Origin of the sequence: Streptomyces flaveolus (assembly GCF_014648815.1) — a bacterium.
GTDB lineage: Bacteria > Actinomycetota > Actinomycetes > Streptomycetales > Streptomycetaceae > Streptomyces > Streptomyces flaveolus.
On record NZ_BMRV01000007.1, the window covers coordinates 81,465 to 103,645 of the forward strand.

Annotated in this window: 21 protein-coding genes; 7 read left to right on the forward strand and 14 right to left on the reverse strand. The window is 74.3% G+C overall.

Going from position 1 to position 22,181, the window contains the following annotated elements:
• The first annotated feature begins 27 nt into the window (after positions 1 to 27).
• Positions 28 to 1,248: a trans-sulfuration enzyme family protein gene (locus IEZ05_RS18085; RefSeq protein WP_189231168.1), complete on the forward strand. Its 1,221-nt coding sequence runs from the start codon at positions 28 to 30 to the stop codon at positions 1,246 to 1,248.
• Between the two features lie 45 nt (positions 1,249 to 1,293).
• Here the strand turns inward: IEZ05_RS18085 and IEZ05_RS18090 are convergent, their stop codons facing one another.
• From IEZ05_RS18090 to IEZ05_RS18105, 4 genes are all read right to left on the reverse strand, one after another.
• On the reverse strand, positions 1,294 to 2,637 hold the full coding sequence (locus tag IEZ05_RS18090; protein ID WP_189231169.1) for a GNAT family N-acetyltransferase: 1,344 nt from the start codon (positions 2,635 to 2,637) through the stop codon (positions 1,294 to 1,296).
• Positions 2,638 to 2,844: 207 nt separating this feature from the next.
• Positions 2,845 to 4,431, reverse strand: coding sequence for an alkaline phosphatase D family protein (locus IEZ05_RS18095; protein WP_189231170.1), 1,587 nt, complete (start codon positions 4,429 to 4,431; stop codon positions 2,845 to 2,847).
• Between the two features lie 125 nt (positions 4,432 to 4,556).
• Positions 4,557 to 6,014 (reverse strand): MocR-like pyridoxine biosynthesis transcription factor PdxR, encoded by a 1,458-nt coding sequence (gene pdxR / locus IEZ05_RS18100; RefSeq protein WP_189231171.1) that lies wholly within the window; start codon positions 6,012 to 6,014, stop codon positions 4,557 to 4,559.
• Between the two features lie 120 nt (positions 6,015 to 6,134).
• Positions 6,135 to 7,013, reverse strand: coding sequence for an alpha/beta fold hydrolase (locus tag IEZ05_RS18105; protein ID WP_189231172.1), 879 nt, complete (start codon positions 7,011 to 7,013; stop codon positions 6,135 to 6,137).
• A 179-nt stretch (positions 7,014 to 7,192) separates the two neighbouring features.
• Between IEZ05_RS18105 and IEZ05_RS18110 the strand changes: the two genes are divergently transcribed.
• Complete coding sequence (locus tag IEZ05_RS18110; protein ID WP_189231173.1) at positions 7,193 to 8,077, forward strand: RNA polymerase sigma-70 factor; 885 nt, start codon at positions 7,193 to 7,195, stop codon at positions 8,075 to 8,077.
• Positions 8,078 to 8,331: 254 nt separating this feature from the next.
• Positions 8,332 to 9,093 (forward strand): GntR family transcriptional regulator, encoded by a 762-nt coding sequence (locus tag IEZ05_RS18115; protein WP_189231174.1) that lies wholly within the window; start codon positions 8,332 to 8,334, stop codon positions 9,091 to 9,093.
• A gap of 583 nt (positions 9,094 to 9,676) precedes the next feature.
• On the opposite strand, the gene IEZ05_RS18120 is transcribed toward IEZ05_RS18115, so the two are convergent.
• The 3 genes from IEZ05_RS18120 to IEZ05_RS18130 all read right to left on the reverse strand — a co-directional run bounded on the left by IEZ05_RS18120 (position 9,677) and on the right by IEZ05_RS18130 (position 12,767).
• Positions 9,677 to 10,831: an ROK family transcriptional regulator gene (locus tag IEZ05_RS18120; protein ID WP_189231175.1), complete on the reverse strand. Its 1,155-nt coding sequence runs from the start codon at positions 10,829 to 10,831 to the stop codon at positions 9,677 to 9,679.
• Positions 10,832 to 10,932: 101 nt separating this feature from the next.
• Positions 10,933 to 11,595, reverse strand: coding sequence for a response regulator transcription factor (locus tag IEZ05_RS18125; protein WP_189231176.1), 663 nt, complete (start codon positions 11,593 to 11,595; stop codon positions 10,933 to 10,935).
• A 14-nt stretch (positions 11,596 to 11,609) separates the two neighbouring features.
• Complete coding sequence (locus IEZ05_RS18130; protein WP_189231177.1) at positions 11,610 to 12,767, reverse strand: sensor histidine kinase; 1,158 nt, start codon at positions 12,765 to 12,767, stop codon at positions 11,610 to 11,612.
• Between the two features lie 107 nt (positions 12,768 to 12,874).
• On the opposite strand from IEZ05_RS18130, the gene IEZ05_RS18135 reads away from it, so the two are divergent.
• The 3 genes from IEZ05_RS18135 to IEZ05_RS18145 are packed head-to-tail and all read left to right on the forward strand — an operon-like array spanning position 12,875 to position 15,047.
• Positions 12,875 to 13,822, forward strand: coding sequence for an ABC transporter ATP-binding protein (locus tag IEZ05_RS18135; protein WP_189231178.1), 948 nt, complete (start codon positions 12,875 to 12,877; stop codon positions 13,820 to 13,822).
• 2 nt (positions 13,823 to 13,824) lie between these two features.
• A complete protein-coding gene (locus IEZ05_RS18140; protein ID WP_189231179.1) occupies positions 13,825 to 14,550 on the forward strand; it encodes an ABC transporter permease in 726 nt (241 codons plus the stop codon).
• A gap of 56 nt (positions 14,551 to 14,606) precedes the next feature.
• A complete protein-coding gene (locus IEZ05_RS18145; RefSeq protein ID WP_189231180.1) occupies positions 14,607 to 15,047 on the forward strand; it encodes a hypothetical protein in 441 nt (146 codons plus the stop codon).
• A 7-nt stretch (positions 15,048 to 15,054) separates the two neighbouring features.
• Here IEZ05_RS18145 and mug read toward each other — a convergent pair whose 3' ends face one another.
• The 7 genes from mug to IEZ05_RS18180 all read right to left on the reverse strand — a co-directional run bounded on the left by mug (position 15,055) and on the right by IEZ05_RS18180 (position 21,819).
• Positions 15,055 to 15,606, reverse strand: coding sequence for a G/U mismatch-specific DNA glycosylase (gene mug, locus IEZ05_RS18150; RefSeq protein WP_189231440.1), 552 nt, complete (start codon positions 15,604 to 15,606; stop codon positions 15,055 to 15,057).
• Positions 15,603 to 17,045, reverse strand: a complete 1,443-nt coding sequence (gene purB, locus IEZ05_RS18155) for an adenylosuccinate lyase (RefSeq protein WP_189231181.1) — start codon at positions 17,043 to 17,045, stop codon at positions 15,603 to 15,605. Before purB ends, mug begins: the two co-directional genes overlap by 4 nt.
• 88 nt (positions 17,046 to 17,133) lie before the next feature.
• A complete protein-coding gene (locus IEZ05_RS18160; protein ID WP_189231182.1) occupies positions 17,134 to 17,913 on the reverse strand; it encodes an SGNH/GDSL hydrolase family protein in 780 nt (259 codons plus the stop codon).
• A 64-nt stretch (positions 17,914 to 17,977) separates the two neighbouring features.
• Positions 17,978 to 18,991, reverse strand: coding sequence for a hemolysin family protein (locus IEZ05_RS18165; RefSeq protein ID WP_189231183.1), 1,014 nt, complete (start codon positions 18,989 to 18,991; stop codon positions 17,978 to 17,980).
• The gene (locus IEZ05_RS18170) at positions 18,988 to 20,337 is read right to left on the reverse strand and encodes a hemolysin family protein (protein ID WP_189231184.1); all 1,350 of its coding nucleotides are present in this window, start codon (positions 20,335 to 20,337) and stop codon (positions 18,988 to 18,990) included. The genes IEZ05_RS18165 and IEZ05_RS18170 overlap by 4 nt, the downstream gene beginning before the upstream one ends.
• Before the next feature lie 94 nt (positions 20,338 to 20,431).
• Positions 20,432 to 20,857 carry a GNAT family N-acetyltransferase gene (locus tag IEZ05_RS18175; protein ID WP_189231185.1) on the reverse strand — a complete coding sequence of 142 codons (426 nt, stop codon included), beginning with the start codon at positions 20,855 to 20,857 and terminating at the stop codon, positions 20,432 to 20,434.
• Positions 20,858 to 20,925: 68 nt separating this feature from the next.
• Positions 20,926 to 21,819, reverse strand: coding sequence for an LLM class F420-dependent oxidoreductase (locus IEZ05_RS18180; RefSeq protein ID WP_189231186.1), 894 nt, complete (start codon positions 21,817 to 21,819; stop codon positions 20,926 to 20,928).
• A 132-nt stretch (positions 21,820 to 21,951) separates the two neighbouring features.
• Between IEZ05_RS18180 and IEZ05_RS18185 the strand changes: the two genes are divergently transcribed.
• Positions 21,952 to 22,179, forward strand: coding sequence for a toxin-antitoxin system HicB family antitoxin (locus IEZ05_RS18185; RefSeq protein ID WP_189231187.1), 228 nt, complete (start codon positions 21,952 to 21,954; stop codon positions 22,177 to 22,179).
• Positions 22,180 to 22,181: the final 2 nt, after the last annotated feature.

Genomic DNA, 22,181 nt, shown 5'->3' on the forward strand with positions numbered 1-22,181 from the left:
GCCCGTTCACTGTTCACTCTTCCGCCCATGGACTCTGCGCGCATGCCCACGTCACCATCCGACGACGTACGCACCCCCGCACCCAGTCGCAGGGCACTGGCCACCGAGGCCGTGCACGCGGGCCGCGACGACCTCGCCCGCCAGGGACTGCACGCCCCGCCCATCGACCTGTCCACGACCTACCCGTCGTACGACAGCCGCGGCGAGGCCGCCCGCATCGACGCCTTCGCCGCCACCGGCGCCGACCCGGACGGCCCGCCGGTCTACGGCCGTCTCGGCAACCCGACCGTCGCCCGCTTCGAGACCGCGCTGGCCCGCCTGGAGGGCACCGAGGCCGCGGTCGCCTTCGCCAGCGGCATGGCCGCCCTGAGCGCCGTGCTGCTGGTGCGCGCCTCGATGGGGCTGCGGCACGTCGTCGCCGTGCGGCCCCTGTACGGGTGCAGCGACCATCTGCTGACCGCCGGCCTGCTCGGCTCGGAGGTCACCTGGACCGACCCCGCCGGCATCGCGGACGCGCTGCGCCCGGACACCGGCCTGGTGATCGTGGAGTCCCCGGCCAACCCCACGCTGGCCGAGGTGGATCTGCGGGCCGTCGCCCACGCCTGCGGGTCCGTGCCGCTGCTCGTGGACAACACCTTCGCCACGCCCGTGCTCCAGCGGCCCGCCGAGCACGGCGCCCGCCTGGTGCTGCACAGCGCCACCAAGTACCTCGGCGGGCACGGGGACGTGCTGGCCGGCGTGGTGGCCTGCGACGAGGAGTTCGCGGGGCGGCTGCGGCAGGTCCGCTTCGCCACCGGCGGCGTCCTGCACCCGCTGGCCGGCTATCTGCTGCTGCGCGGACTGTCCACCCTGCCGGTGCGCGTGCGCGCCGCCTCCGCGAACGCCGCGGAACTCGTCGCGCGCCTCGCCGACGACCCGCGCGTGGCCCGCGTCCACTACCCGCGCATCGGCGGCGCGATGGTCTCCTTCGAGGTGCACGGCGACCCGCACGACGTCATCGCCCGCGTCCGCCTGATCACCCCGGCCGTGAGCCTCGGCAGCGTCGACACGCTCATCCAGCACCCCGCGTCCATCAGCCACCGCATCGTGGACGCCGACGACCGCCGCGACGCCGGCGTGAGCGACCGGCTGCTGCGGCTGTCGGTCGGCCTGGAGGACGTCGAGGACCTGTGGGCCGACCTGGACGCGGCGCTCGGGGAGCGGGTGGCGGCGATCCCGCTGCGGGAGGCGCTGTCACGGGCCGAGTGACGGCGCCCCCTCACGGTCGGGTCGGCACGGTCCGGACGACGGGTCCTAGTCCCTGCCGATCCGCTCCCCGTGCGGCAGCCGCGCCGCCGCACGGGCCGCCGTGTCGAGCCGGGCGGTGATGACCAGGGTCCCCTCCTCGATCTGGTAGTCGAGGGGGAGGCCCAGGCCGCGCATCGCGGCGACCATGCCGGTGTTCGACGCCTGCGTGACGGCGTACACGCTCGCGCAGCCCGTCTCCGCCGCCATCGCCACGAGCCGCCCGAGCAGTTCGCCGCCGATGCCCCGGCGCTGCCAGGAGTCCTCGACGAGCAGGGCGACCTCCGTCTCGTCCCCGTCCCACAGCAGATGGCCGAGCCCGACGATCCGGCCCGAAGCGGTCTGCACCGCGAGGGTCCGGCCGTAGCGCGGGCTGAGCAGGTGGTTCAGATACCGGTCGGTGTCACCGACCGGGCCGTGGTAGCGCATCCCGAGGGTCCGGTCCGAGCACCGTTCGTGCATCGCCTTCGCCGCCCGCAGGTCACGGGTGTCGGCGCGGCGGACCGTGATGTCGTGGCCCTCGGGCAGCGTCAGCACGTCCCGGCCGCGTGGAAGGCGCGGACCGAGCCGGGCGTCCAGTTCGACCAGCGCCCGCGCCCGGGCGAACTCGGCGGGGGTGAACGGCAGATACGGCCGCTCCACGCTGATCACTCCGCCCTCCGGGGCGCGCAGCCGCAGCACGGTGCCCTCGAGAGCGCCTTCCGCGGGGACCCCGGCGTCCGCGCGTGCTCCGGCGGGCAGCGACCGGATCGTGCACCGGCCCAGCAACTGACGCAGCGCCAAGGGCAGTTCCGCGGCGTCCAGCGCCGTACGGGCGGCCAGCCCCAGGACCCGGGTCGGCGCGTCGACCAGGTCGTGGGCGTCGGCCCGCTCGGTCCAGGTGTCGGCGCCGCCCGCCGCCGTCACCACCGCGGCCAGCTCGGACCCGCTCAGCCCGCCCGGGGCGCGGAGCAGGAACTCGTCCACCGTGCCGTCGGCCAGCGGATGCGTCTGGAGACTCAGGATGTCCACCCGCCGGTCGGCGAGCGCCGCGCACAGGACGGCCAGCGACCCCGGCGCGTCCCGCACCGTCGTGCGCATCCGCCACAGCGCGCTGTCCCCGGAGCCGGCCTCCGCCGCCTGGTCCGGCCCGGTCTCCGCCGTGACCTGGTCGGACGGCCCGGCCCGCAGCCCGGCGGACGGCGGCCGGGCGCCGGTATCCTCCGCCGGCGGGGCGTGCCCGTGACGCCGTGCCCACCAGGTGTGGAAGCCCGCCGTGGCGAGCAGGGCGGCCATCGAGGCCACGACCATGAGGCCCGGTGTTCCGAGGTCGTGCTCGATCGCCTGCGCCAGGGCTCCGGTCACTTCAGACATGTCTCGACTCATGCGACCACTGTGGAGGAACCGTGTTGCGTGATCACGAACGCCCTGTGACCGATGGGTAAAGAGCGCTTCCGGGACATTCGGGTCCCGGCGGGCGGGGTGCCGCGGATTCCCGCAGGGCGGCGCCCCGCGGCCCAACACCGGGCCGCGCACCGGGGGATGACGCCGGTGCGCGGCACATCGCACAGGGTACGTGAGCTACTGGCCGACCAGCCCCGGCCGGAGCACCTTGGTGAACAGCACCGTGCCGTCCTGCTCGCGCAGCCGCACCGTCAGCTCGGCGCTGTCACCGTCGATGTCGACCTCGCCGAAGAACTGGTAGCCGCCGGCGGGCGAGACGTTCGAGGTGGTCGGCGCCTTCACGAACACCCGCTCCGGGCCGAAGGTGCCGTCGAGGGAGCTGGCCGGGAACGCGCCCGCGTTGAGCGGCCCGGACACGAACTCCCAGAACGGCTCGAAGTCGGTGAACGCGGCCCGCGCCGGCTGGTAGTGCTGGGCCGAGGTGTGGTGCACGTCGGCCGTCAGCCACACCGTGCCGGTGATGCGCCGGTGCTTGACGAAGCGCAGCAGCTCGGCGATCTGCAGTTCGCGGCCCAGCGGCGCGCCGGGATCGCCCTGCGCCACCGCCTCGATGTTCGCCTTCCCCTCGGTGGCGTCGGGCACGACCAGGCCGATCGGCATGTCGGCGGCGATCACCTTCCACACCGCACGCGAGCGCGACAGCTCCCGCTTGAGCCACTCCAGCTGTTCGCGGCCCAGGATGCCCTGCGGGTCCACGGTCTGGTCGTCGGGCGAGTTGGCGTTGCGGTACGTGCGCATGTCCAGCACGAACACGTCCAGCAGCGGGCCCTGGCGCAGCACCCGGTGCACACGTCCCTCGCGTGCGCCGGGCCGCAGGGTGGAGACCGGGACGTACTCGCCGAAGGCGCGCCGGGCCCGGGCGGCGAGCACGTCCACACTCTTCTCGGTGTAGCGGCTGTCCGTGTCGGCGATCACCTGCCCCGGGTACCAGTTGTTGCGCACCTCGTGGTCGTCCCACTGGACGATGGACGGGACCTGAGCGTTGAAGCGCCGCAGGTTCTCGTCGAGCAGGTTGTAGCGGAAGTTGCCGCGGAACTCGGCGAGGGTCTCGGCGACCTTGGACTTCTCCTCGGTGGTGATGTTCCGCCAGGTGCCGCCGTCGGGCAGGGCGGCCGTCGACGGGATGGGGCCGTCGGCGTAGATGTTGTCGCCGCTGCACAGGAAGAAGTCCGGGTCCAGGGCGCCCATCGCGTCGTAGATCCGGTAGCCGCCGAGGTCCGGGTTGATGCCCCAGCCCTGGCCCGCCAGGTCGCCGGACCACACGAAGCGGACGCCGTCGCGGCGGCGGACCGGCACCGTGCGGAAGGTGCCGGTGACCGGTTCGCCGGTGCGGCGCGGGTCGTCCGGGTCGGCGAGCAGCACGCGGTAGTGGATCTGCTCGCCCGGCGGCAGTCCGCGCAGCCGGGTGGTGCCGGTGAAGTCCGTGTCCCGGCCGAGCAGCGGTCCGTGCCACCGGTGCGGGTTGCGGAACGACTCGGTCGCGGACGTCTCGACGATCATCCGGGCCGGCCGGTCGGAGCGCACCCACACCAGACCGGAGTGCGCCGTCACATCGCCCGTCTGCACGCCCCAGCCCGCGGCCGGCCGGCCGGAGCGGGCGAACGCCGGTGCCGCCCCGAGGGCCGTGGGCAGGGTCAGGGCCGCCGACGCGGCGAGGGAGCGGCGCAGCACGCTGCGGCGCCCGGGGAACGGACGGTGGGACATGGATGCGCCTCCAGGGACGGGATCCGGCCGGTGTGCGCAGCAAGACCTACTGGGGCGGCACGGCGCGCACGCAAACCCCGGGTGAACAACCGGCCGTGCGGGCCCCGGTGGAGATGCCCGCGGCCTCACCGGTTGCCGGACCGCACCGCCCCGGCCATCAGCCGCACCCCCTCGCGGATCCGGGCCGGCGGCAGATGCGCGTAGCCGAGCACCAGCCGCACCCCCGGCCCCGCCCCGCCTCCGCCGTCCGCGTGCCCGTACGCCGTCAGGGGCCGCACCGCGACACCGGCCTCGGCCACGGCCGCCAGGAAGCGCTCCTCGGGCCCGTGCCGGCCGGGCAGCGCGGCGATGGCGTGGAGTCCGGCGGCGATCCCGGAGACCCGGGCGCCGGGGAAGTACTCCGCCAGCGCGGCCACCAGCGCGTCGCGGCGCTCACGGTAGGCGCGCTGGCACAGGCGCAGCTGACGGTCGTAGTCGCCGCGCTCCAGGAACCGGGCGAACACCGCCTGGTCGAGGGCGGGATGCCCGAGGTCCGTGGTCCGCTTGCGCTCGACCACCTCGTCCATGAGCGACCCGGGTACCAGCAGCCAGCCCAGCCGCAGGCCCGGGGCGAGGGACTTGCTCACCGAGCCCGTGTAGGCGACGTGTTCCGCGTCGAGGCCCTGGAGCGCGCCCACGGGGGCGCGGTCGTAGCGGAAGTCGCCGTCGTAGTCGTCCTCCAGGACGAGCCCGTCCACGGACCGCGCCCAGTCCAGCAGTTCGGCGCGCCGTCGTGCCGAGTAGGCGATGCCGGTGGGGAACTGGTGGGCCGGTGTCGTCACGACCGCGCGGACACCCGAGGCACGTAGTGCACGGATGGCGAGCCCTTCCTCGTCCAGCGGCAGCGGCAGGGTGCCCACCCCCGCCGACGCGTACAGGGCGCAGTGCTGCGGGCTGCCGGGATCCTCCATGCCGACCGTACGCGTCCCGCGCGCGTGGAGGACGCCGCCGAGCAGCGCCGACGCCTGCGCCACCCCGGAGACCACCACGATCCGCTCGGGGTCCGCCACCACGCCCCGGCGCCGCGTGAGGAGTTCGGCCAGCGCGGTCCGCAGCCGGGGGAGACCGCGCGGGTCCGGATAGCCGAGGCCCTCGTGCGGCAGCTCCGTCAGCACGCTCCGCTGCGCCGCCGCCCACGCCGAGCGCGGGAAGAGCGACAGGTCCGGTGTCCCCGGCACGAAGTCGACGCGGACGCCGGGGGAGCGCGGGGCGAGATCACGGGCGCGCGGGCGGGCGGCCCGCACGGCGTCCCCCACCCAGGTCCCCGCACCCCGCCCGCTGCGCAGATAGCCCTCGGCGGTCAGCTGCTCGTACGCCTCCGTCACCAGCCCTCGCGACACCCCGAGGTCGGCCGCGAGGTCCCGGCTCGACGGCAGACGGGTGCCCTGGGCGAGCCGGCCCGAGCGGACCGCGTCCCGCAGCGCCGCCTGGAGGGCGCGGCCCCGCGTGCGGGCCGGTGCCGAGGCGGCGGGCAGCAGCAGCTCCCAGGCGGCGCTGCGGTCGGCGGAACCCGGCCGGCCGTCCGGACCGGTCGACGGCGTCATGAAAGCAGCCCCCCGAACATCGCGTCCTCCCGATCGCCCCCACTTTACGAGGGGTCGGACCGGCGATCCGGCGGACCGTGCGCTGCCGGACCGCCGCCTCGGCCCGGGCCGTTCACGCCTCTACGACCCGACCGTGCCGACCGAGGTCCTCGGGGCGTCGGCCTCCTGAGCGCGGCTGCCGTCCAGGATCACCCGCGCGACCATCGCCGGGTCGTCGTTCATCGGGACGTGACCGCAGCCGCGCAGCCGCACCAGCCGGGCCCGCGGAATGGCGTGCTTGGCGCGTACGCCCTGCCGGGGCAGGAGCAGCCGGTCCCGGTCGCCCCACGCCACGGTCACGGGGATGCCGGGGACGTCGTCGGTGAACCGGACGGTCCGGCCTGCCCGGAGGGTCTCGGCGAACCCCTCCGCGTGGGCGAGTGCCAGCGTCTCGGCGACCACGGCCTCGGGGGAGCGGCGGGCGGGACGGGCGTAGATCGTACTGGTCAGAGCGGTGCGTCCGGCCGCCGTGCGGGACAGTCGCTCGACCAGGGGGAGCGGCAGGCTCCGGGCGGTCCGGCGCATCCCCGCGAGCACGGTGAACGCGTAGCGCCGCTCGGCCTGCGACCAGAACCCGGCCGGGGACAGGGCCGTGACCGACCGCACCAGATTCTCCCGCCCGAGTTCCAGGGCCAGCAGACCGCCCAGGGAGTTGCCCGCCACGTGCGGCCGGTCCAGCCCCAGGGCGGCGCAGAAGGCGGCGAGCACCGCGTTCGTCGTCGGCAGGTCGTGCGGCAGCCCGTGCGGCAGCGCCGGTGACTGCCCGAACCCCGGCAGATCCACGGCTGTCACCTCCCGCTCCGTCGCGAGGATGTCGACCACCGGGTCCCAGGCCTGCCGGTGGTGACCGATGCCGTGCAGCAGGAGCAGCGGCTCGCCGGCGCCCACGCGCGCGTAGGCGAGGGTGATGTCCTGCGGACCGTGCTCGGTGGGGGCTGTGAAGGAGAGCGTTGCGGGCATGGGGCTCCTTGTCGGGAACACGTGGTGCCGGAACGCGCGAACGCTGCCGGCGTTGCCTAGACAGACTGTCAGTAAGAGCTACCGACGGGTAGCCCCCGGTCGCCGCCGGTCCCGGGGCGGCCCCGTGGCGTCGGCGGTTCCGCCTGGACACGGCCGGGCGCGTCCGCTGGGATGGGGTGGTGACCACCGACATCTCGACCGACGTCTTCGAAGAGCACCGTCCCCTCCTCCTGGGCGTCGCCTACCGCATGCTGGGCCGCCTCGCCGATGCGGAGGACGTGGTCCAGGAGGCCTGGTTGCGCTGGTCCCGGGCCGACCGGACCGACGTCCGCGAGCCGCGCGGCTACCTGGTGCGCGTCACCACCCGCCTCGCCGTCGACCGGCTGCGCCAGATCAAGTCGCGGGGCGAGACGTACGTCGGCCCCTGGCTGCCCGAGCCCTACGTCACCGACTTCGGCGACGTGGTACCGGACAGCGCCGAGCGGGCCGTGCTCGCCGACTCCGTCTCGCTGGCCGTCCTCGTCGTCCTGGAGTCGCTGTCACCGCTGGAACGGGCGGTGTTCGTGCTGCGCGAGGCGTTCGGCTACCCGTACGCCGACATCGCGGCCGTGCTGGAGCGCGAGGAGCCCGCCGTGCGCCAGCTCGCCGCACGGGCCCGCAAGCACGTCGACGAACGCCGGCCCCGCTACGACGTCGACCCCGCGCAGCGCCGCGATCTCACCGAGCGGTTCCTCGCCGCGGCGGCCGAGGGCGACCTCGAAGGGCTGATGGCGATGCTCGCCCCCGGCGTCCGGCTGGTCGGCGACAGCGGCGGCAAGTCGAGGGCACCGCTGCGCGTGCTGGAGACCGCGGACAAGGTGGGGCGCTTCCTCATCGGCGCCGCCCGCAAGAACGCCCCGGACGCCACCTTGCGCTTCCTGGAGGTCAACGGCGGCCCGGCCGCCCTGATGCTGGCGGGGGGCAAGCCCGACTTCGTCCTCCAGCTGGACATCGCCGACGGGCGCGTCCAGGCGGTGTACATCGTCCGCAACCCCGACAAGCTGCGGTCGCTGGCCACCGACTGACGGTCGTCCCCACCGGCTGCCCCGGCAGAAGCCCCCGTCCGTGCGACGGGGGCTTCGCCGTCGTGTCATGTGCGCGACCCCGTACGAACACCCCGTGAACACCGTCCCGCTCCGCGCCCCGGCCGCGCGCAGGGGATCGAGGATTGGTCTTGACCAAGGGGGTGGGCCGTCCTATCGTCGCAGAGAACTTCAACAACCTTTAATAAACAAGGGCGCCAAAACGCCGCCGGACCACGGCGATTGCGGAGGACAGGGTGGGGACCACGCAGTTGGAATCGGTACCGGAGCCGAAGTACTGGCACCTCAGGACCATGCTCAGCGAGGCCCTGGACTCGGAATTCTCGGTGGGTGAGGTCCTGCCCAACGAGCGCGACCTCGCCGCACGCTTCGGCGTCGCCCGCGCGACGCTCCGCCAGGCCCTGGAGCAGCTCGAACTGGAAGGCAGGCTCCAGCGCCGCCGCGGCGTCGGCACCACCGTCGCGCCGCCCCGCGTGGGCGTGGCCGTCGGCCCCCGGCAGCACGCCTGGCCCGGCACCGCCGACGACGCCTGGCAGCCGGCCGACTGCGTCGCCGCGGCACCCCCCGCGGCCGTCGCCGACGCCCTGGGGACCGGCCGCGACGAGCCCGTGCACACCGTCCGCCGCTCCCGCGTGAGCCATGGCCGGCCCGTCGCGGCGGAGCTGCTGTACATCCCCTCGGCCTCGGTGCCCGACCTCACCGCCATCGACGCCCCCTCCGGTGCCGCACGCGCGCGTGCCGTCCTGCGTGAGCTGCAGCGGCTGGAGCTGGAGCGCCGGGAGAACGCCGTCGAGCTGGGCTCGGCCGGCGCCGAGGACGCCAAGGAGCTCGACCGCCTCCCGGGGGCGCCGGTTCTGGTGGTCACCACCCGCTACCTCGCCGGGGGCCGCACCGCGGCGCTCTCCGTCGCCACCTACCGTGCGGACACCTGCCGGCTGACCTTCGGCGACTCGGGCGACATGGAGATCCACCACGGCCCGCAGACCCGGGCCTCCTGACCGGCGGTCCACGACGCGGCGGGCCCGGCCTTCGGCGCGTGCCCGCGGCCCGGGGACCCAGGGCTCCTGACCGGGTCCGTGATGCGGTGACCCGGCCTCGATCGCGTGCCCGCACGAAGAGCCGGCCGCGTGGCGGGCCGTACAACCGGGCCGTACAACCGGGCCGTGCCCGGGTCGGGGGCGGTCTCCGGGTCGTCCCCCATCGGCTCCGCCTCGAGGTCCGGCTGTTCCGCACCGGGCCCGCGCCGAGTTCCGGTCGCCGCGCGTCGGGCCACGCCCAGCCCTGGTTGCCGGGCATCGGGTCCGCTTCGAGCTCCGGTTGCCGCGAATCCGGCCCGCGCCCAGCTTCGGTTGTCACGGGCATCGGGCCCGAATCCAGCTCCGGCTGGCTCGCACCCGGCCCCGCCGCCCTCCGGCTCGTCCCGCACGGGGCTCCGCCGCCCTCCGGCTCGTCCCGCGCCGTCGCTGCGCACGGCAGTCACCGGCGACCGCCGGAGCCGGAGACGGACGGGTCACCGGGCCGCCGTACCGGCGAACGGGACCGGCCCGGCGGAGCGACATGTGCGGCCCCGCGGCGAGCGGTTCAGCGGCGGGCAGTCGCGCCCTCCACCGCGAACAGCTGCTCCTCCACGTGGTCGAGGGCCAGCCGCAGCGCGCCGGTCGCCACGGCGGCCTCGCCGAGCAGCGACAGGGCCACCCTCGGCGGCCGCAGGCAGTAGCGGGCCAGTTCCCGCCGCAGCGGCTCCAGGACGCCGTCCAGTCCGGCCGCCCAGCCGCCGATGACGACCAGCTCCGGATCCAGGGCCAGCACCAGCGCCGCCACGTCGTGCACCAGCCGCTGGAGGAAACGCTCGACGGCGGCACGGGCCCGCTGGTCGCCGTCCCGCGCCTCGGCGAAGACCTTGGCGACCGCCTGCTCGTCCAGCGGATGCAGCGGCTGGTCGGTGGTGGACAGCAGCGTCTCCGGCGTCACGTCCCGGCCCAGCAGGTGCAGTGCGCCGATCTCGCCCGCCGCCCCGCCGTACCCCCGGTGCAGCCGCCCGCCGATCAGCGCACCGGCCCCGGGACTCAGCCCGGCCAGCACGAACACCACGTCGTCGGACTCGGTGGCGGCACCCTTCCAGTGCTCGGCGACCGCCGCCGCGTTCGCGTCGTTCTCCACCAGCACCGGGCACTTGAAGGAACGGCGCAGCCGCTCGCCCAGCCGCAGCCCCGTCCACTCGGGCAGCGCGGTGCCCAGCCGCACCGTGCCGTCCGCCTCGACGATCCCGGGCGTGGCCGCCCCCACGGCCCGCAGGGAACCGCGTGCGACACCGGCCCGGCGCAGCAGCTCGGCGACCGCGGTGCGCAGCCGCTCCAGCCGCTCGTCGGCCGGGGCGGTCTCCTCGACGTCCTTCGCCTGGGCGCCGATCACCCGCCCGTCCAGATCGGCGAGGAGCGCGGCGACCCGGTGCGGCCCGATCTCGAGCCCCAGCAGGTGCCCCGCCTCCGCCCGGAACCGGAACCGCCGCGCGGGCCGCCCCTGCCGCCGGGCCATGCCGTCGTCGGCGGCCGTCTCGACGACCAGACCGGCCTCGATGAGCCCCTCGACGACGCCCTCGACGGTCGGCCGGGACAGCCCCGTCACCCGGGTGATCTCGGTCAGCGTCGCGCAGTCCGTGGCACGCAGCGCGTGCAGCACCACCGCGGAGTTGATCCTCCGCAACAGCGACGGATCCCCGCCGGTCAGCCCGCCCAACGTCCGTCCTCCCAGCTCGTGCGCGTGTTGGCCGGATCGTACTCGGCCCGCTCCCGGCGGGCGAGCGCCGGTCCGCCCGTCCCCGGCCCCGCCGGAGTGCCTCAACCCGGGGCCACGAACCCGGACTCGTACGCCGTGATCACCGCCTGCGTGCGGTCCCGCGCCCCCAGCTTCGCCAGCACCGCGCTCACGTGCGACTTGACCGTCTCCGTGCCGACGACCAGCCGGGCGGCGATCTCCGCGTTCGACAGCCCGCGCGCCATCAGCCGCAGCACCTCGCCCTCCCGCTCGGTCAGCCGCGCCCGCTCCAGCTCCGCGCGGGCCGCACGGTTCCCGCCGCCGTCGCCGTACTCGGCGGCCAGCTGCCGCACCGAGGCGGGGAACAGCAGGGAATCGCCCTCGGCGATCAGCCGCACCGCGTGCACGATCTCGGCCGGCCGGGCCCGCTTCAGCAGGAACCCGTCGGCGCCCGCGCGCAGCGCCTCGTACACGTACTCGTCGTTCTCGAAGGTTGTCACCACGAGGATCTTCGGGGGCTCGGGCACCGTCCGCAGCAGCGCGCGCGTCGCCTCGATGCCGTCCAGCAACGGCATGCGGACGTCCATGGCGACCACGTCCGGCCGCAGCTGCCGCACCAGCGGAATGACCGCCGCCCCGTCGGCCGCCTCCCCGGCCACCTCGATGTCGGGCTGCGCCTCCAACACGGCACGCAGGCCCGCGCGTACGAGGGGCTCGTCGTCGACGAGGAGAACTCTGACCGGCATCCGCCCAGCGTAGATCAGCCGATCGGCAGCTCGACGTGGACCTGCCAGTCACCGGCGTCGTCGGGCCCCGTGTGCGCACGCCCGCCCAGCAGCGCGGCCCGCTCGCGTATGCCGCGCAGGCCGCTGCCGCGCCCCGGCCCCGCTCTCCCGTCCGGCAGCGGATTGCGCACCTCCAGCCCTAGGCTGCCGTCCGCCACACGGACCCGGACCCGCACGGGGACCGACCCCGCGTGCCGCAGCACATTGGTCAGCGCCTCCTGAAGGATGCGGTAGCCCTCCCGCGAGACCGGACCCGGCAGCGTCTCCAGCGGGCCCGTCACCTCGGCGTCGACCTTCGCCCCGGAAGCACGGGCGGACTCCAGCAGCCGGTCGGCGTCCACGAGCGTCGGCCGGCTGCTCGCGGGCCGCTCGGCCTCCCGCAGTACCCCGAGCACCCGCTCCAGGTCCTCCAGAGCCGCCCGGCCGGTCTCCTCGATCGCGGTCAGGGCGCGGTCGGTGAAGGCGGGGTCGCCCGCCGCCCGCGCGGCGCCCGCCTGGACGACGGCGACCGTCAGCGCGTGGCCGATGGAATCGTGCAGCTCGCGGGCGATGCGGTTGCGCTCCAGGAGTTGCTCGGTGCGTTCCTCGAGGGCACTGAGCCGTTCCGCGGCGGACGGGCCGAGGAGCGCGCGGGCTCCCGCCGTCGCCAGCACGCCGAGACCGACCAAGGCGCCGTACAGCGCGAGGACGGGAACCGGCGCGAGAAGGGCGTACGCCCAGTGCGGAGCGGCATCCCGCAGCAGCGGAATGCCGTCGATCCGGTGTCCGAGGGCGAGCCGGACCAGCTCGACGGTGAGGATCGGCAGCCAGACGCACGCGGCCGTGGCCAAGCCGCCCAGCACCATGCGCAGTTCCAGCCACACCACCGTGCGCAGCCGGTCCCGCAGGCTCGCCGAGGGGGCGACCGAGAAGGCGGTGTCCTCGTGACCGGGCGTGAGCAGCAGGCGGGCCTGCACGCCCTCGCCGGTCCGCACCGCCGGGACGAACCCGAGGGGGACCAGCAGCGCGGCGGGCACCCACAGGCTCCCGTCGTCGATGAGTGCCCACACACTCACCACGAGCATGGGCACCCACAGGTGCAGCAGCCGTGTGTACGTCGTGCCCCGGGCCAAGGGGCGCAGCAGGCGGACCATTTCGTCATCGTGCCAGCCGCCACCGCGACCGGCCTCCCCCGCCCGGGGGAGACGATCTCCACCGGCGGGGGAGGACCCGCCCCCGTACGAGCGGCCACGCTGCTGTCATGACCAGCATCGACGTCCAGAACCTCACCAAGGAGTACGGCACCCGACGAGCCGTCGACGACCTCACCTTCACCGTGCGCCCCGGCCGCGTCACCGGATTCCTCGGTCCCAACGGTGCCGGGAAGTCCACCACCATGCGGCTGGTGCTCGGCCTGGACCGGCCCACCTCCGGGACCGCCACCGTCGGCGGGCGCCCCTACGACACGCTCCCCGAGCCGCTGCGGCACGTCGGCGCCCTGCTCGACGCGCACGCCGCGCACGGCTCGCGCACCGCCCGTGACCACCTGCGCGTCCTGGCGGCGAGCAACCGTGTCCCGGTCCGCCGGGTCGACGAGGTGCTGGAGGAGACGGGTATCGCGTCGGCGGCCCGCCGCCGGGTGAGGACGTACTCCCTGGGCATGCGCCAGCGGCTGGGCATCGCCGCCGCGCTCCTTGGCGACCCCGAGGTGATCATGCTGGACGAGCCCTCCAACGGGCTGGACCCCGAAGGCATCATCTGGATCCGTGAGCTGCTGCGGCGGCTCGCGGCCGAGGGCCGCACGGTTCTGGTCTCCAGTCACCTGATGAACGAGACCGCGTCCTTCGCCGACCACCTGGTGGTCCTCGGCCGGGGCCGGCTGCTGGCCGACACCCCGATGCGGGAGTTCATCGACGCGCGCGTGCGGCCGCGTGTCCGCATCCGCACCTCGGACGCCGGCGCCCTGAAGTCCGTCCTCGCCCGGCACGGCCACGACGCGGTGGAACACGCCGACGGGCACTGGACCGTGCACCACGCGCGCGTGGACGACATCGGCCGCGTCGTCTCCGGGGCGGGCGTCCCGATCCTCGAACTGGCCCCGGACGAGGGGACCTTGGAGCAGGCCTACCTGGACCTGACGGCCGCCGAGGCCGAGTTCACGGCGCAGCCCGCTCAGCCCGTGCAGCCCGCACAGTCCCAGGAGGCCTGACCATGCACGTCACACCCGTACTCCGCTCCGAGGCGCTCAAGATCCGCACCGTGCGCTCGCTGTGCGGCACACTGCTGGCCGTCTTCGCGGTCACCACGGCGTTCTCCGCGCTGGCCGGTTCCTCCGGCACCTCCGACCCGGGCTTCGACCCCCTGTTCACGGCCCTGTCCGGCGTCTGGCCGGGGCAGATCGCCGCGATCGCCTTCGGGGCCATGGCCGTGTCGTCGGAGTACCAAGGGAACGGCATCCGGCTCTCTCTGGCCGCGGTCCCGCAGCGCGGCCGGTGGTTCGCGGCGAAGCTCGTGGTCGTCGCGGTACCGGTCCTGACCGTGGGGCTGCTGACCGCCGGCGCCGCCCTCGTCGCGGCCCGGGCGGGCCTCGGCCCGGCGGCGGACGGACTCACCGCCGGCGAGCAGGTGCGCGGGGTGGTGGGCTGCGGGATCTACCTGATGCTGATGGCCCTGCTCGCCGCCGGTCTCACCGCTCTGTTCCGCAGCGGCATGGCCACGCTGTCCACCGTCATCCCCTTCATCCTCGTCGTCTCGTTCGTGATCGGGGACGCGGCGGGCGGCGCCACCGACTTCCTGCCGGACAAGGCGGGTCAAGTCGTCCTGTACCAGGCGCACGACGGGTCCCTGGGCCCGTGGACGGGACTCGCGGTGACCGCACTGTGGGCGGCCGCCGCCGTCCTCGCGGGGGCCTGGCGGCTGCGCCACCGGGACGCCTGAGCCGGGCGCGGCTGACGCACCGCCAATTGTCAGTGGCGGCCGGTTTACTGGATCGCATGAACATCGCGCAGCACATCGCGCTCATCGACGAGCTGTGCTTCCGGCCCTTCCCGGCGGAGCACGGCCCGTCGGGCGACGGCGCAGGGGGTCCGGGCCGGGTCGTCGTGGTGCTGGAGAGCAGCCACGGCCTGCGCGGCGGCGACCGGGCGGAGCGGGCGGTGACGGTCGAGCAGTACGAGAAGTGCAGGGACGCTCTCCACGAGCGCCTCGCCACGCGCTGGGGGGAGACGGACCCCTGGAACCTGCAGACGGTCCTGCTGCGGACCGAGGCGGAGGAGATACCCGAGCCGTGGGCCACCCTCAGCGCCCGTGCCCGCGTGGCCTACCTCTGGGACGCGGAGGGGACGGGCCGATGGATCGCGGTGGCCGTCGCCGACCGGGACGAGACGGACGAGGTGCAGTTGCTGGCCGTGGTCACGGAGCAGGCCCCGCCGTGACCGCCGCCTACGCCTCCGGTTCCGCCGCGATCCGCAGCCGCGCGAACTCCTCCGCCATCGTCTGCGCGGTCCAGTGCGCGTTCAGCCCGCTGGGGTTGGGCAGGACCCACACCCGGGTGCCCCCGATCGTCCGCTCCTGCGGGCCCACCTGGGCCTTGCGGTCGTCGAACGCCGCCCGGTACGCGGTGACACCGACGACGGCCAGCCAACGGGGCCGCAGCCGCGCCACCTTCAGCGCCAGCAGCCGGCCGCCCTCCCGGTACTCCTCGGCGGTCAGCTCGTCCGCCCGCGCGCTCGCCCGGGCCACGACGTTGGTGATGCCGAGTCCGTACGACAGCAGCTCCTGCTGCTCCGACGGCTTCAGCTGCCGCGGAGTGAAGCCGGACAGATGCAGCACCGGCCAGAACCGGTTGCCCGGGCGGGCGAAGTGGTGCCCCGTCGCCGCCGACAGCAGGCCGGGGTTGATGCCGCAGAACAGCACGTGGAGGCCGTCCGCGACGACGTCCGGTACGAGACGGTCGCGGGCGGCCTCCAGTTCGGCCCGGGTGAAGCGGGTCAGAGGATCGCTCCGGGGGTGTAGCCCGCGGCGGCCGGGTGCTGCTTGACGATCTCCTCGATCCGGCCGACGACGACGCCGACCTGGTCGGCCGCGGCGCCGGTGAAGGAGAGCTTGTCGGCCATCAGGGCGTCCAGCCCGGCACGGTCCAGCGGGATGCGCTCGTCGGCGGCCAGCTTGTCGAGGAGCTCGTTGCGCTCGGCGCCCTGCTCGCGCATCGCCAGCGCGGAGGCGACGGCGTTCTCCTTGATCGCCTCGTGCGCGACCTCCCGGCCGACCCCGGCCCGCACCGCACCCATCAGCACCTTGGTGGTGGCGAGGAACGGCAGGTAGCGGTCCAGCTCGCGGGCCACGACGGCGGGGAAGGCGCCGAACTCGTCGAGCACGGTCAGGAACGTCTCCAGCAGCCCGTCCAGCGCGAAGAACGCGTCCGGCAGCGCGACCCGGCGCACCACCGAGCAGGACACGTCGCCCTCGTTCCACTGGTCGCCCGCCAGCTCGCCGGTCATCGAGGCGTAGCCGCGCAGGATCACCATCAGGCCGTTCACGCGCTCGCAGGAGCGGGTGTTCATCTTGTGCGGCATCGCCGAGGAGCCGACCTGGCCGGGCTTGAAGCCCTCGGTGACCAGCTCGTGCCCGGCCATCAGCCGGATCGTCTTCGCCAGCGAGGACGGCGCCGCCGCCAGCTGCACCAGCGCGGTGACGACCTCGTAGTCCAGCGAGCGCGGGTAGACCTGGCCGACGGAGGTGAACGCCTGCGAGAAGCCGAGGTGCCCGGCGATCCGCTGCTCCAGCTCCGCGAGCTTGCCGGCGTCCCCGCCGAGCAGGTCCAGCATGTCCTGGGCGGTGCCGACGGGGCCCTTGATGCCGCGCAGCGGGTAGCGGCCGAGCAGTTCCTCCACCCGGCCGTGGGCCACGAGCAGCTCGTCGGCGGCGGTGGCGAACCGCTTGCCCAGCGTCGTCGCCTGCGCGGCCACGTTGTGCGAGCGGCCGGCCATGACCAGCTCGGCGTACTCGCCGGCCAGCTTGCCGAGGCGGGCCAGGACGGCCACCGAACGGTCGCGGATCAGCTCCAGCGACAGCCGGATCTGCAGCTGCTCGACGTTCTCCGTCAGGTCGCGGGAGGTCATGCCCTTGTGCACGTGCTCGTGCCCGGCGAGGTCGTTGAACTCCTCGATCCGCGCCTTCACGTCGTGCCGCGTGACCTTCTCGCGCTCGGCGATGGAGGCCAGGTCGACCTGGTCGAGGACGCGCTCGTAGTCGGCGATCGCGGCGTCGGGCACCTCGATGCCCAGGTCCTTCTGGGCACGCAGCACGGCGAGCCAGAGCTGCCGCTCGAGCTTCACCTTCTGCTCGGGCGACCAGAGCGTGGCGAGCTCGGCGGAGGCGTAGCGTCCGGCGAGGACGTTCGGGATGCGGGGCTTGGCGGGAGCGGAAGTCACGTAAACGGATTCTACTGGCGATTCGTGCAGGCCAGCGCCGCGGGGTTGTTCGTCGGAAGCTACGAACACCGTGCTGGCCCGCGAAGGATCACGCCGGATCCTCGTACGGCAGCAGCTCCGGGCGCTTGGGCGGCAGGCCGTCGCCGGACGAGCGGCCCGTCAGCCTGCGGCCTATCCAGGGCAGCAGGTGCTGCCGGGCGAACCGGACGTCCGCGGTGCGGCGCATGATCCAGCCCGGCGGCGGCGACGCCGGGATCGGGGCGTGCCACTGGGGGTCCTCGGGCTCGTAGCCGAGCGCCTGCCACACGGCCTCCGCGACCCGGCGGTGACCGTCGGCCGTCAGGTGCAGCCGGTCCACGTCCCACAGGCGCGGGTCGGCCAGCGACTGCGCCCCGTACAGGTCCACGACCACGGCCCCGTGCTGCCCGGCGAGGTCGTCGATGATCGCGAACAGCGCCTCCATGCGCGGCCGGAACCGCTCCAGCACCGGGCCCTGCCGGCCGGGGCTGCGCATCAGCACCAGCTGCTTGCAGTTCGGGGCCAGCCGCTCCGCGGCCTGCGTCAGCAGATCCCGTACCCGGGCCATGTCGCACTTGGGCCGCAGGGTGTCGTTGAGCCCGCCGACCAGCGTGATCACATCGGCTCCCATGGCCGCCGCGACGTCCACCTGCTCGTCGACGATCTGCCCGATCAGCTTCCCGCGCACGGCGAGGTTCGCGTACCGGAAACCGGGGGAGCGGGCGGCCATCCGCGCCGCGAGGACGTCGGCCCAGCCCCGGTAGGAACCGTCGGGCAGCAGGTCGGACATGCCCTCGGTGAAGGAGTCGCCGACGGCGACGAGGCTGGTGTGGGTGGGGTTCGTCTGCATGGCGACGAAGATGGTAACCCGACTCCATACCCGCCGGTCGGTCGCCCTCCGCGGGGGCGGCCGGTCAGGTGCGCCGGCCGAACAGCTCCCGCAGCACGTCCTCCATGGTCACCAGTCCCGCCAGCCGCCCGTCGGAGCCCAGGACCGCCGCCAGGTGCGTACGGCTGCCGCGCATCGCCGTGAGCACGTCGTCCAGCGGCGTGGCCTCCCGCACCCGGGCGATGGGCCGCATGTCCCGCAACCGGAACGGCAGGTCCCGGGGGGAGGCGTCCAGGGCGTCCTTGACGTGCAGGTAGCCGACGATCCGCCGCCCGTCGTCCACCACCGGGAAGCGCGAGAACCCGGACTCGGCCGACAACCGCTCCAACTGCTCCGGCGTGATGCCCACGCGCGCGTGCACGACGCGTTCCAGCGGCAGCACCACGTCCCGCACCGGCCGGCGGCCCAGTTCCAGGGCGTCGTGCAGCCGCTCCTGGGCGCGGTCGTCGATCAGCCCGGCCTCGCTGGCGTCCTTGACGATCTCGGCCAGCTCCCGGTCCGTGAAGGTCGCCGAGACCTCGTTCTTCGCCTCCACCCGGAGCAGCTTGAGCAGCGCGTTCGCGAAGGCGTTCACCGTGAAGATCACCGGGCGCAGCGCGCGGGACAGCCCCACCAGTGGCGGCCCGAGCAGCAGCGCGCTGCGCACCGGCTCGGCCAGCGCGATGTTCTTCGGGACCATCTCGCCGAGCAGCATGTGCAGGTACGTCGCCAGGGCCAGGGCGATCACGAAGGACACCGCGTGCCCCGCTCCCGACGGCACGCCCACCGCGTGGAACACCGGCTCCAGCAGATGCGCGATCGCCGGTTCCGCGACGATGCCGAGGACCAGCGTGCACAGCGTGATGCCCAGCTGGGCCGCCGCCAGCAGCGCGGACACGTGCTCCAGACCCCACAGCACGCTCTTCGCCCGCCGGTCGCCCTCCTCGGCGTACGGCTCCACCTGGCTGCGGCGCACGGAGATCAGCGCGAACTCGGCGCCCACGAAGAAGGCGTTGACGACGAGCGTCGCCAGACCGATCAGCAGCTGTACGGCGGTCACCGTCCGGCCTCCCCGTCCTCGCCGTCACGGGACCGTTCGTCGTCGAGCGGCGCGTGCAGCAGCACCCTGGCCGCCCGGCGCCCCGTCGCGTCCACGACGTCCAGCCGCCAGCCCTCGAGGTCGACGGTGTCGCCGACGGCGGGGATGTGGCCCAGCCGGGCCGCGACCAGTCCGGCGACCGTCTCGTACGGACCCTCCGGCACCCGCAGGCCGAGGCGGACGAGCCGGTCCACCCGGGCCGCGCCGTCGGCCCAGAACAGCGCGTGGCCCTGCTCGTCGGTGCCGGCCGCGTCCAGCTCGGGGATCTCGTGCGGATCGTGCTCGTCGCGCACCTCGCCGACGACCTCCTCGACGATGTCCTCCAGCGTGGCCACGCCCGCCGTCCCGCCGTACTCGTCGATGACGACGGCCATCGTGCGCCGCCCGGACAGCCGGTCCAGGAGCCGGTCGACGGTCAGGGTCTCGGGCACGAGCAGCGGCTCGCGCATCAGCTCGGCGACCGGCACCCGGGGCCGGCGCTCGGCGGGCACCGCCAGCACGTCCTTCACGTGGGCCGTCCCCACCACCGCGTCGAGGGTGTCCCGGAAGACAGGGAACCGGGACAGCCCGGTCGCCCGCGTCGCGTTCGCCACGTCCTCGCAGGTCGCCCGCCAGTCCAGGGCGATGACCTGGACGCGCGGGGTCATCACGTTCTCCGCCGTCAGGTCGGCGAGGTTCAGGGTCCGCACGAACAGTTCGGCGGTGTCGGGCTCCAGGGCGCCCTCCTTGGCGGAGTGCCGGGCGAGCGCCGCCAGCTCCTGCGGCCCGCGCGCGGACGCGAGTTCCTCCGCGGGCTCCACGCCGAGGCGGCGCACGACGCGGTTGGCCGAGTTGTTCAGATGGGTGATGAAGGGCCGGAAGGCCATGCTGAACCAGCGCTGCGGACCGCCCACCCGTTTGGCGACGGCCAGCGGCGAGGAGATCGCCCAGTTCTTCGGCACCAGCTCGCCGACGATCATCAGGAAGACCGTGGACAGGGCGGTGCCCAGCACCAGCGCCAGCGAGGAGGCCGCCGAGCGGGACACCCCGGCGTCCTCCAGCGGGCCCGCGATGAGCGCCGCGACCGACGGTTCGGCCAGCATGCCGACCACCAGGTTGGTGACCGTGATGCCGAGCTGCGCCCCGGACAGCTGGAACGTCAGATTCCGTACGCCCTTCAACGCGCTCGCCGCGCCCCGTTCGCCGCGCGCGGCGGCGCGCTCCAGTTCGCCGCGCTCGACGGTGGTCAGCGAGAACTCGGCCGCGACGAAGGCGCCGCACGCGAGCGAGAGCAGGATCGCCACCAGCAGCAGGAGCACTTCGGTCATCGGGTCACCTCGGTTCCATGATCGGACAGGACGTGGAGGTTCGCGCGATGTCGTGCGCCGGGACACTCGCTCATGTGCCGGTGCTCACTGCCTTTCAGTCGGTGAGGGGCTTGGCCCAGCGTCGCCACTGCTCCTGGGGCGCGTACCCGGAGGCCCGCCACGCATGCTGCGCCCGTTCGTTGCGCACCAGCACCATCGCGTCCGCGCGCCGCCCGCCGAGCCGTACGAACCGCGCCTCCGCGGCGTCCAGCAGGGCCGAGCCGATCCCCCGGCGACGATGGTCGGGGTGCACCGCCAGCCGGTAGAGATGGCAGCGCCAGCCGTCGAAGCCGGCGATCACCGTGCCCACCAGCGTGCCGCCCTGCTCGGCGAGGATCAGCGCGTCGGGATCGCGGGCGACCAGACGCTCCACGCCGTCCCGGTCGTCGCTGATGCTCGTCCCCTCCGCGGCCACCTTCCAGAAGGCCAGCACGGCGTCCAGGTCCTCGGGCCCGGCGGCCCGTATCCGAAGATCGTTCATCCGGTGATCCCACCACGCGCCGCGGAAGGCCGAAGGCGAATTCCGGCATGCGGACGGCAGGCGGGCCGTCAGGCGTCGCGCAGCGCCCGCATCACCGGGGCGAACGCCTCCATGGACGGCTCCAGGACGGTCAGGTACGTGAATCCGTACCGCTCGCGCTGTGCGCGCACCTGCGCGGTGATCTCCTCGAGGGTGCCCATCAGGAAGAGGGGCAGCTCCAGCGCCTGGTCAGCGGTCAGGTGCGGCACGCGTTCCAGCAGGGGGCGGACGGCGGCCTCGCGGTCGCCGGTGACGGCCACCAGTTGGATGAGCAGGTTCAGCTCCGCCGGCTCCTCGCGGCCCGCCGCCAGCTCGCGGTACCGCGCCACGCGTTCGTCGAGCTCCTCGGCGGTGACGGGCGCCAGCTGCCCCGTCGTGCTCCCCGGCACCGTACGGCCGCCCGTGAACGCGGCGATGTCGGCGTGCCGCGCGGTCAGTTCCAGCATCCGGTCGCCGTTGGCGCCGATGAGCAGCGGCACCCGGGGCCGCTGCACCGGCCGCGGCAGGTACTCCTCGTCGCCGAGCAGCCGCTCCAGTTCCTCCACCGTCCGCCGCAGATGATCGACACGTTCGCCCGGTGAGCCGAAGGGCAGACCCGCCGCGTCGTGCTCCGCCCGTACGTAGCCGGTGCCGAGCCCCAGCTCCAGGCGCCCGCCCGTCAGGGCGTCCGTGGTCGCCACCTCCCGGGCCAGCAGCGCCGGGTTCCAGAATCCGGCGTTGAGCACGAACGTGCCCACCCGGGGCCGCTCGGTGGCCCGGGCCGCCGCGACCAGCGCCGGGAACGGAGCCACCATGCCGAGATGGTCCGGCACCAGGATCACGTCGTAGCCCAGCTCCTCGGCCCGCCGGCATTTCTCGCTCCACTGCGCGGCCGGGGCGGAAGCCATCAGATTGACGCCGAAACGGAACGGACGAGTGGACAAGACGGCCTCCTCGGGGGTCTGTGCCGGGGCGCCAGACTAGGGCGCCCCGGCGCACACCGGAATCCTCCCTCGGTACCGGTCCGCCCGTTGCCGCCCTTGCCCCTGCTAGCGTTCCGGCGCTAGCTTCGAGGTATGGCGAAGACCCAGAAGGCCCAGCTGAATGTGCGGGTGGACGAGGGCACCGCCCGGGCCGCCCGCGAACGGGCCATGGCCCGGGGGATGAGCGTCAACCGCTACATCGAGGAACTGGTCCGGCAGGACACCGGCGAGGCCGGCCGCACCTTCGTGGAGGCCGCCGCCGACTTCATGCAGCAGTACGAGAAGGTCTTCGCGGAGGAGGCCGGCGAGCGCCGCCGCTGAGC

Bases quoted from the DNA above. Each gene is read 5' to 3' on its own strand.
- IEZ05_RS18085 (WP_189231168.1), top strand. From the start codon at position 28: ATGGACTCTGCGCGCATGCCCACGTCACCATCCGACGACGTACGCACC.
- IEZ05_RS18090 (WP_189231169.1), bottom strand. From the start codon at position 2,637: ATGTCTGAAGTGACCGGAGCCCTGGCGCAGGCGATCGAGCACGACCTC.
- IEZ05_RS18095 (WP_189231170.1), bottom strand. From the start codon at position 4,431: ATGTCCCACCGTCCGTTCCCCGGGCGCCGCAGCGTGCTGCGCCGCTCC.
- pdxR (WP_189231171.1), bottom strand. From the start codon at position 6,014: ATGACGCCGTCGACCGGTCCGGACGGCCGGCCGGGTTCCGCCGACCGC.
- IEZ05_RS18105 (WP_189231172.1), bottom strand. From the start codon at position 7,013: ATGCCCGCAACGCTCTCCTTCACAGCCCCCACCGAGCACGGTCCGCAG.
- IEZ05_RS18125 (WP_189231176.1), bottom strand. From the start codon at position 11,595: ATGCCGGTCAGAGTTCTCCTCGTCGACGACGAGCCCCTCGTACGCGCG.
- IEZ05_RS18130 (WP_189231177.1), bottom strand. From the start codon at position 12,767: ATGGTCCGCCTGCTGCGCCCCTTGGCCCGGGGCACGACGTACACACGG.
- IEZ05_RS18135 (WP_189231178.1), top strand. From the start codon at position 12,875: ATGACCAGCATCGACGTCCAGAACCTCACCAAGGAGTACGGCACCCGA.
- IEZ05_RS18140 (WP_189231179.1), top strand. From the start codon at position 13,825: ATGCACGTCACACCCGTACTCCGCTCCGAGGCGCTCAAGATCCGCACC.
- IEZ05_RS18145 (WP_189231180.1), top strand. From the start codon at position 14,607: ATGAACATCGCGCAGCACATCGCGCTCATCGACGAGCTGTGCTTCCGG.
- IEZ05_RS18160 (WP_189231182.1), bottom strand. From the start codon at position 17,913: ATGCAGACGAACCCCACCCACACCAGCCTCGTCGCCGTCGGCGACTCC.
- IEZ05_RS18170 (WP_189231184.1), bottom strand. From the start codon at position 20,337: ATGACCGAAGTGCTCCTGCTGCTGGTGGCGATCCTGCTCTCGCTCGCG.
- IEZ05_RS18175 (WP_189231185.1), bottom strand. From the start codon at position 20,857: ATGAACGATCTTCGGATACGGGCCGCCGGGCCCGAGGACCTGGACGCC.
- IEZ05_RS18185 (WP_189231187.1), top strand. From the start codon at position 21,952: ATGGCGAAGACCCAGAAGGCCCAGCTGAATGTGCGGGTGGACGAGGGC.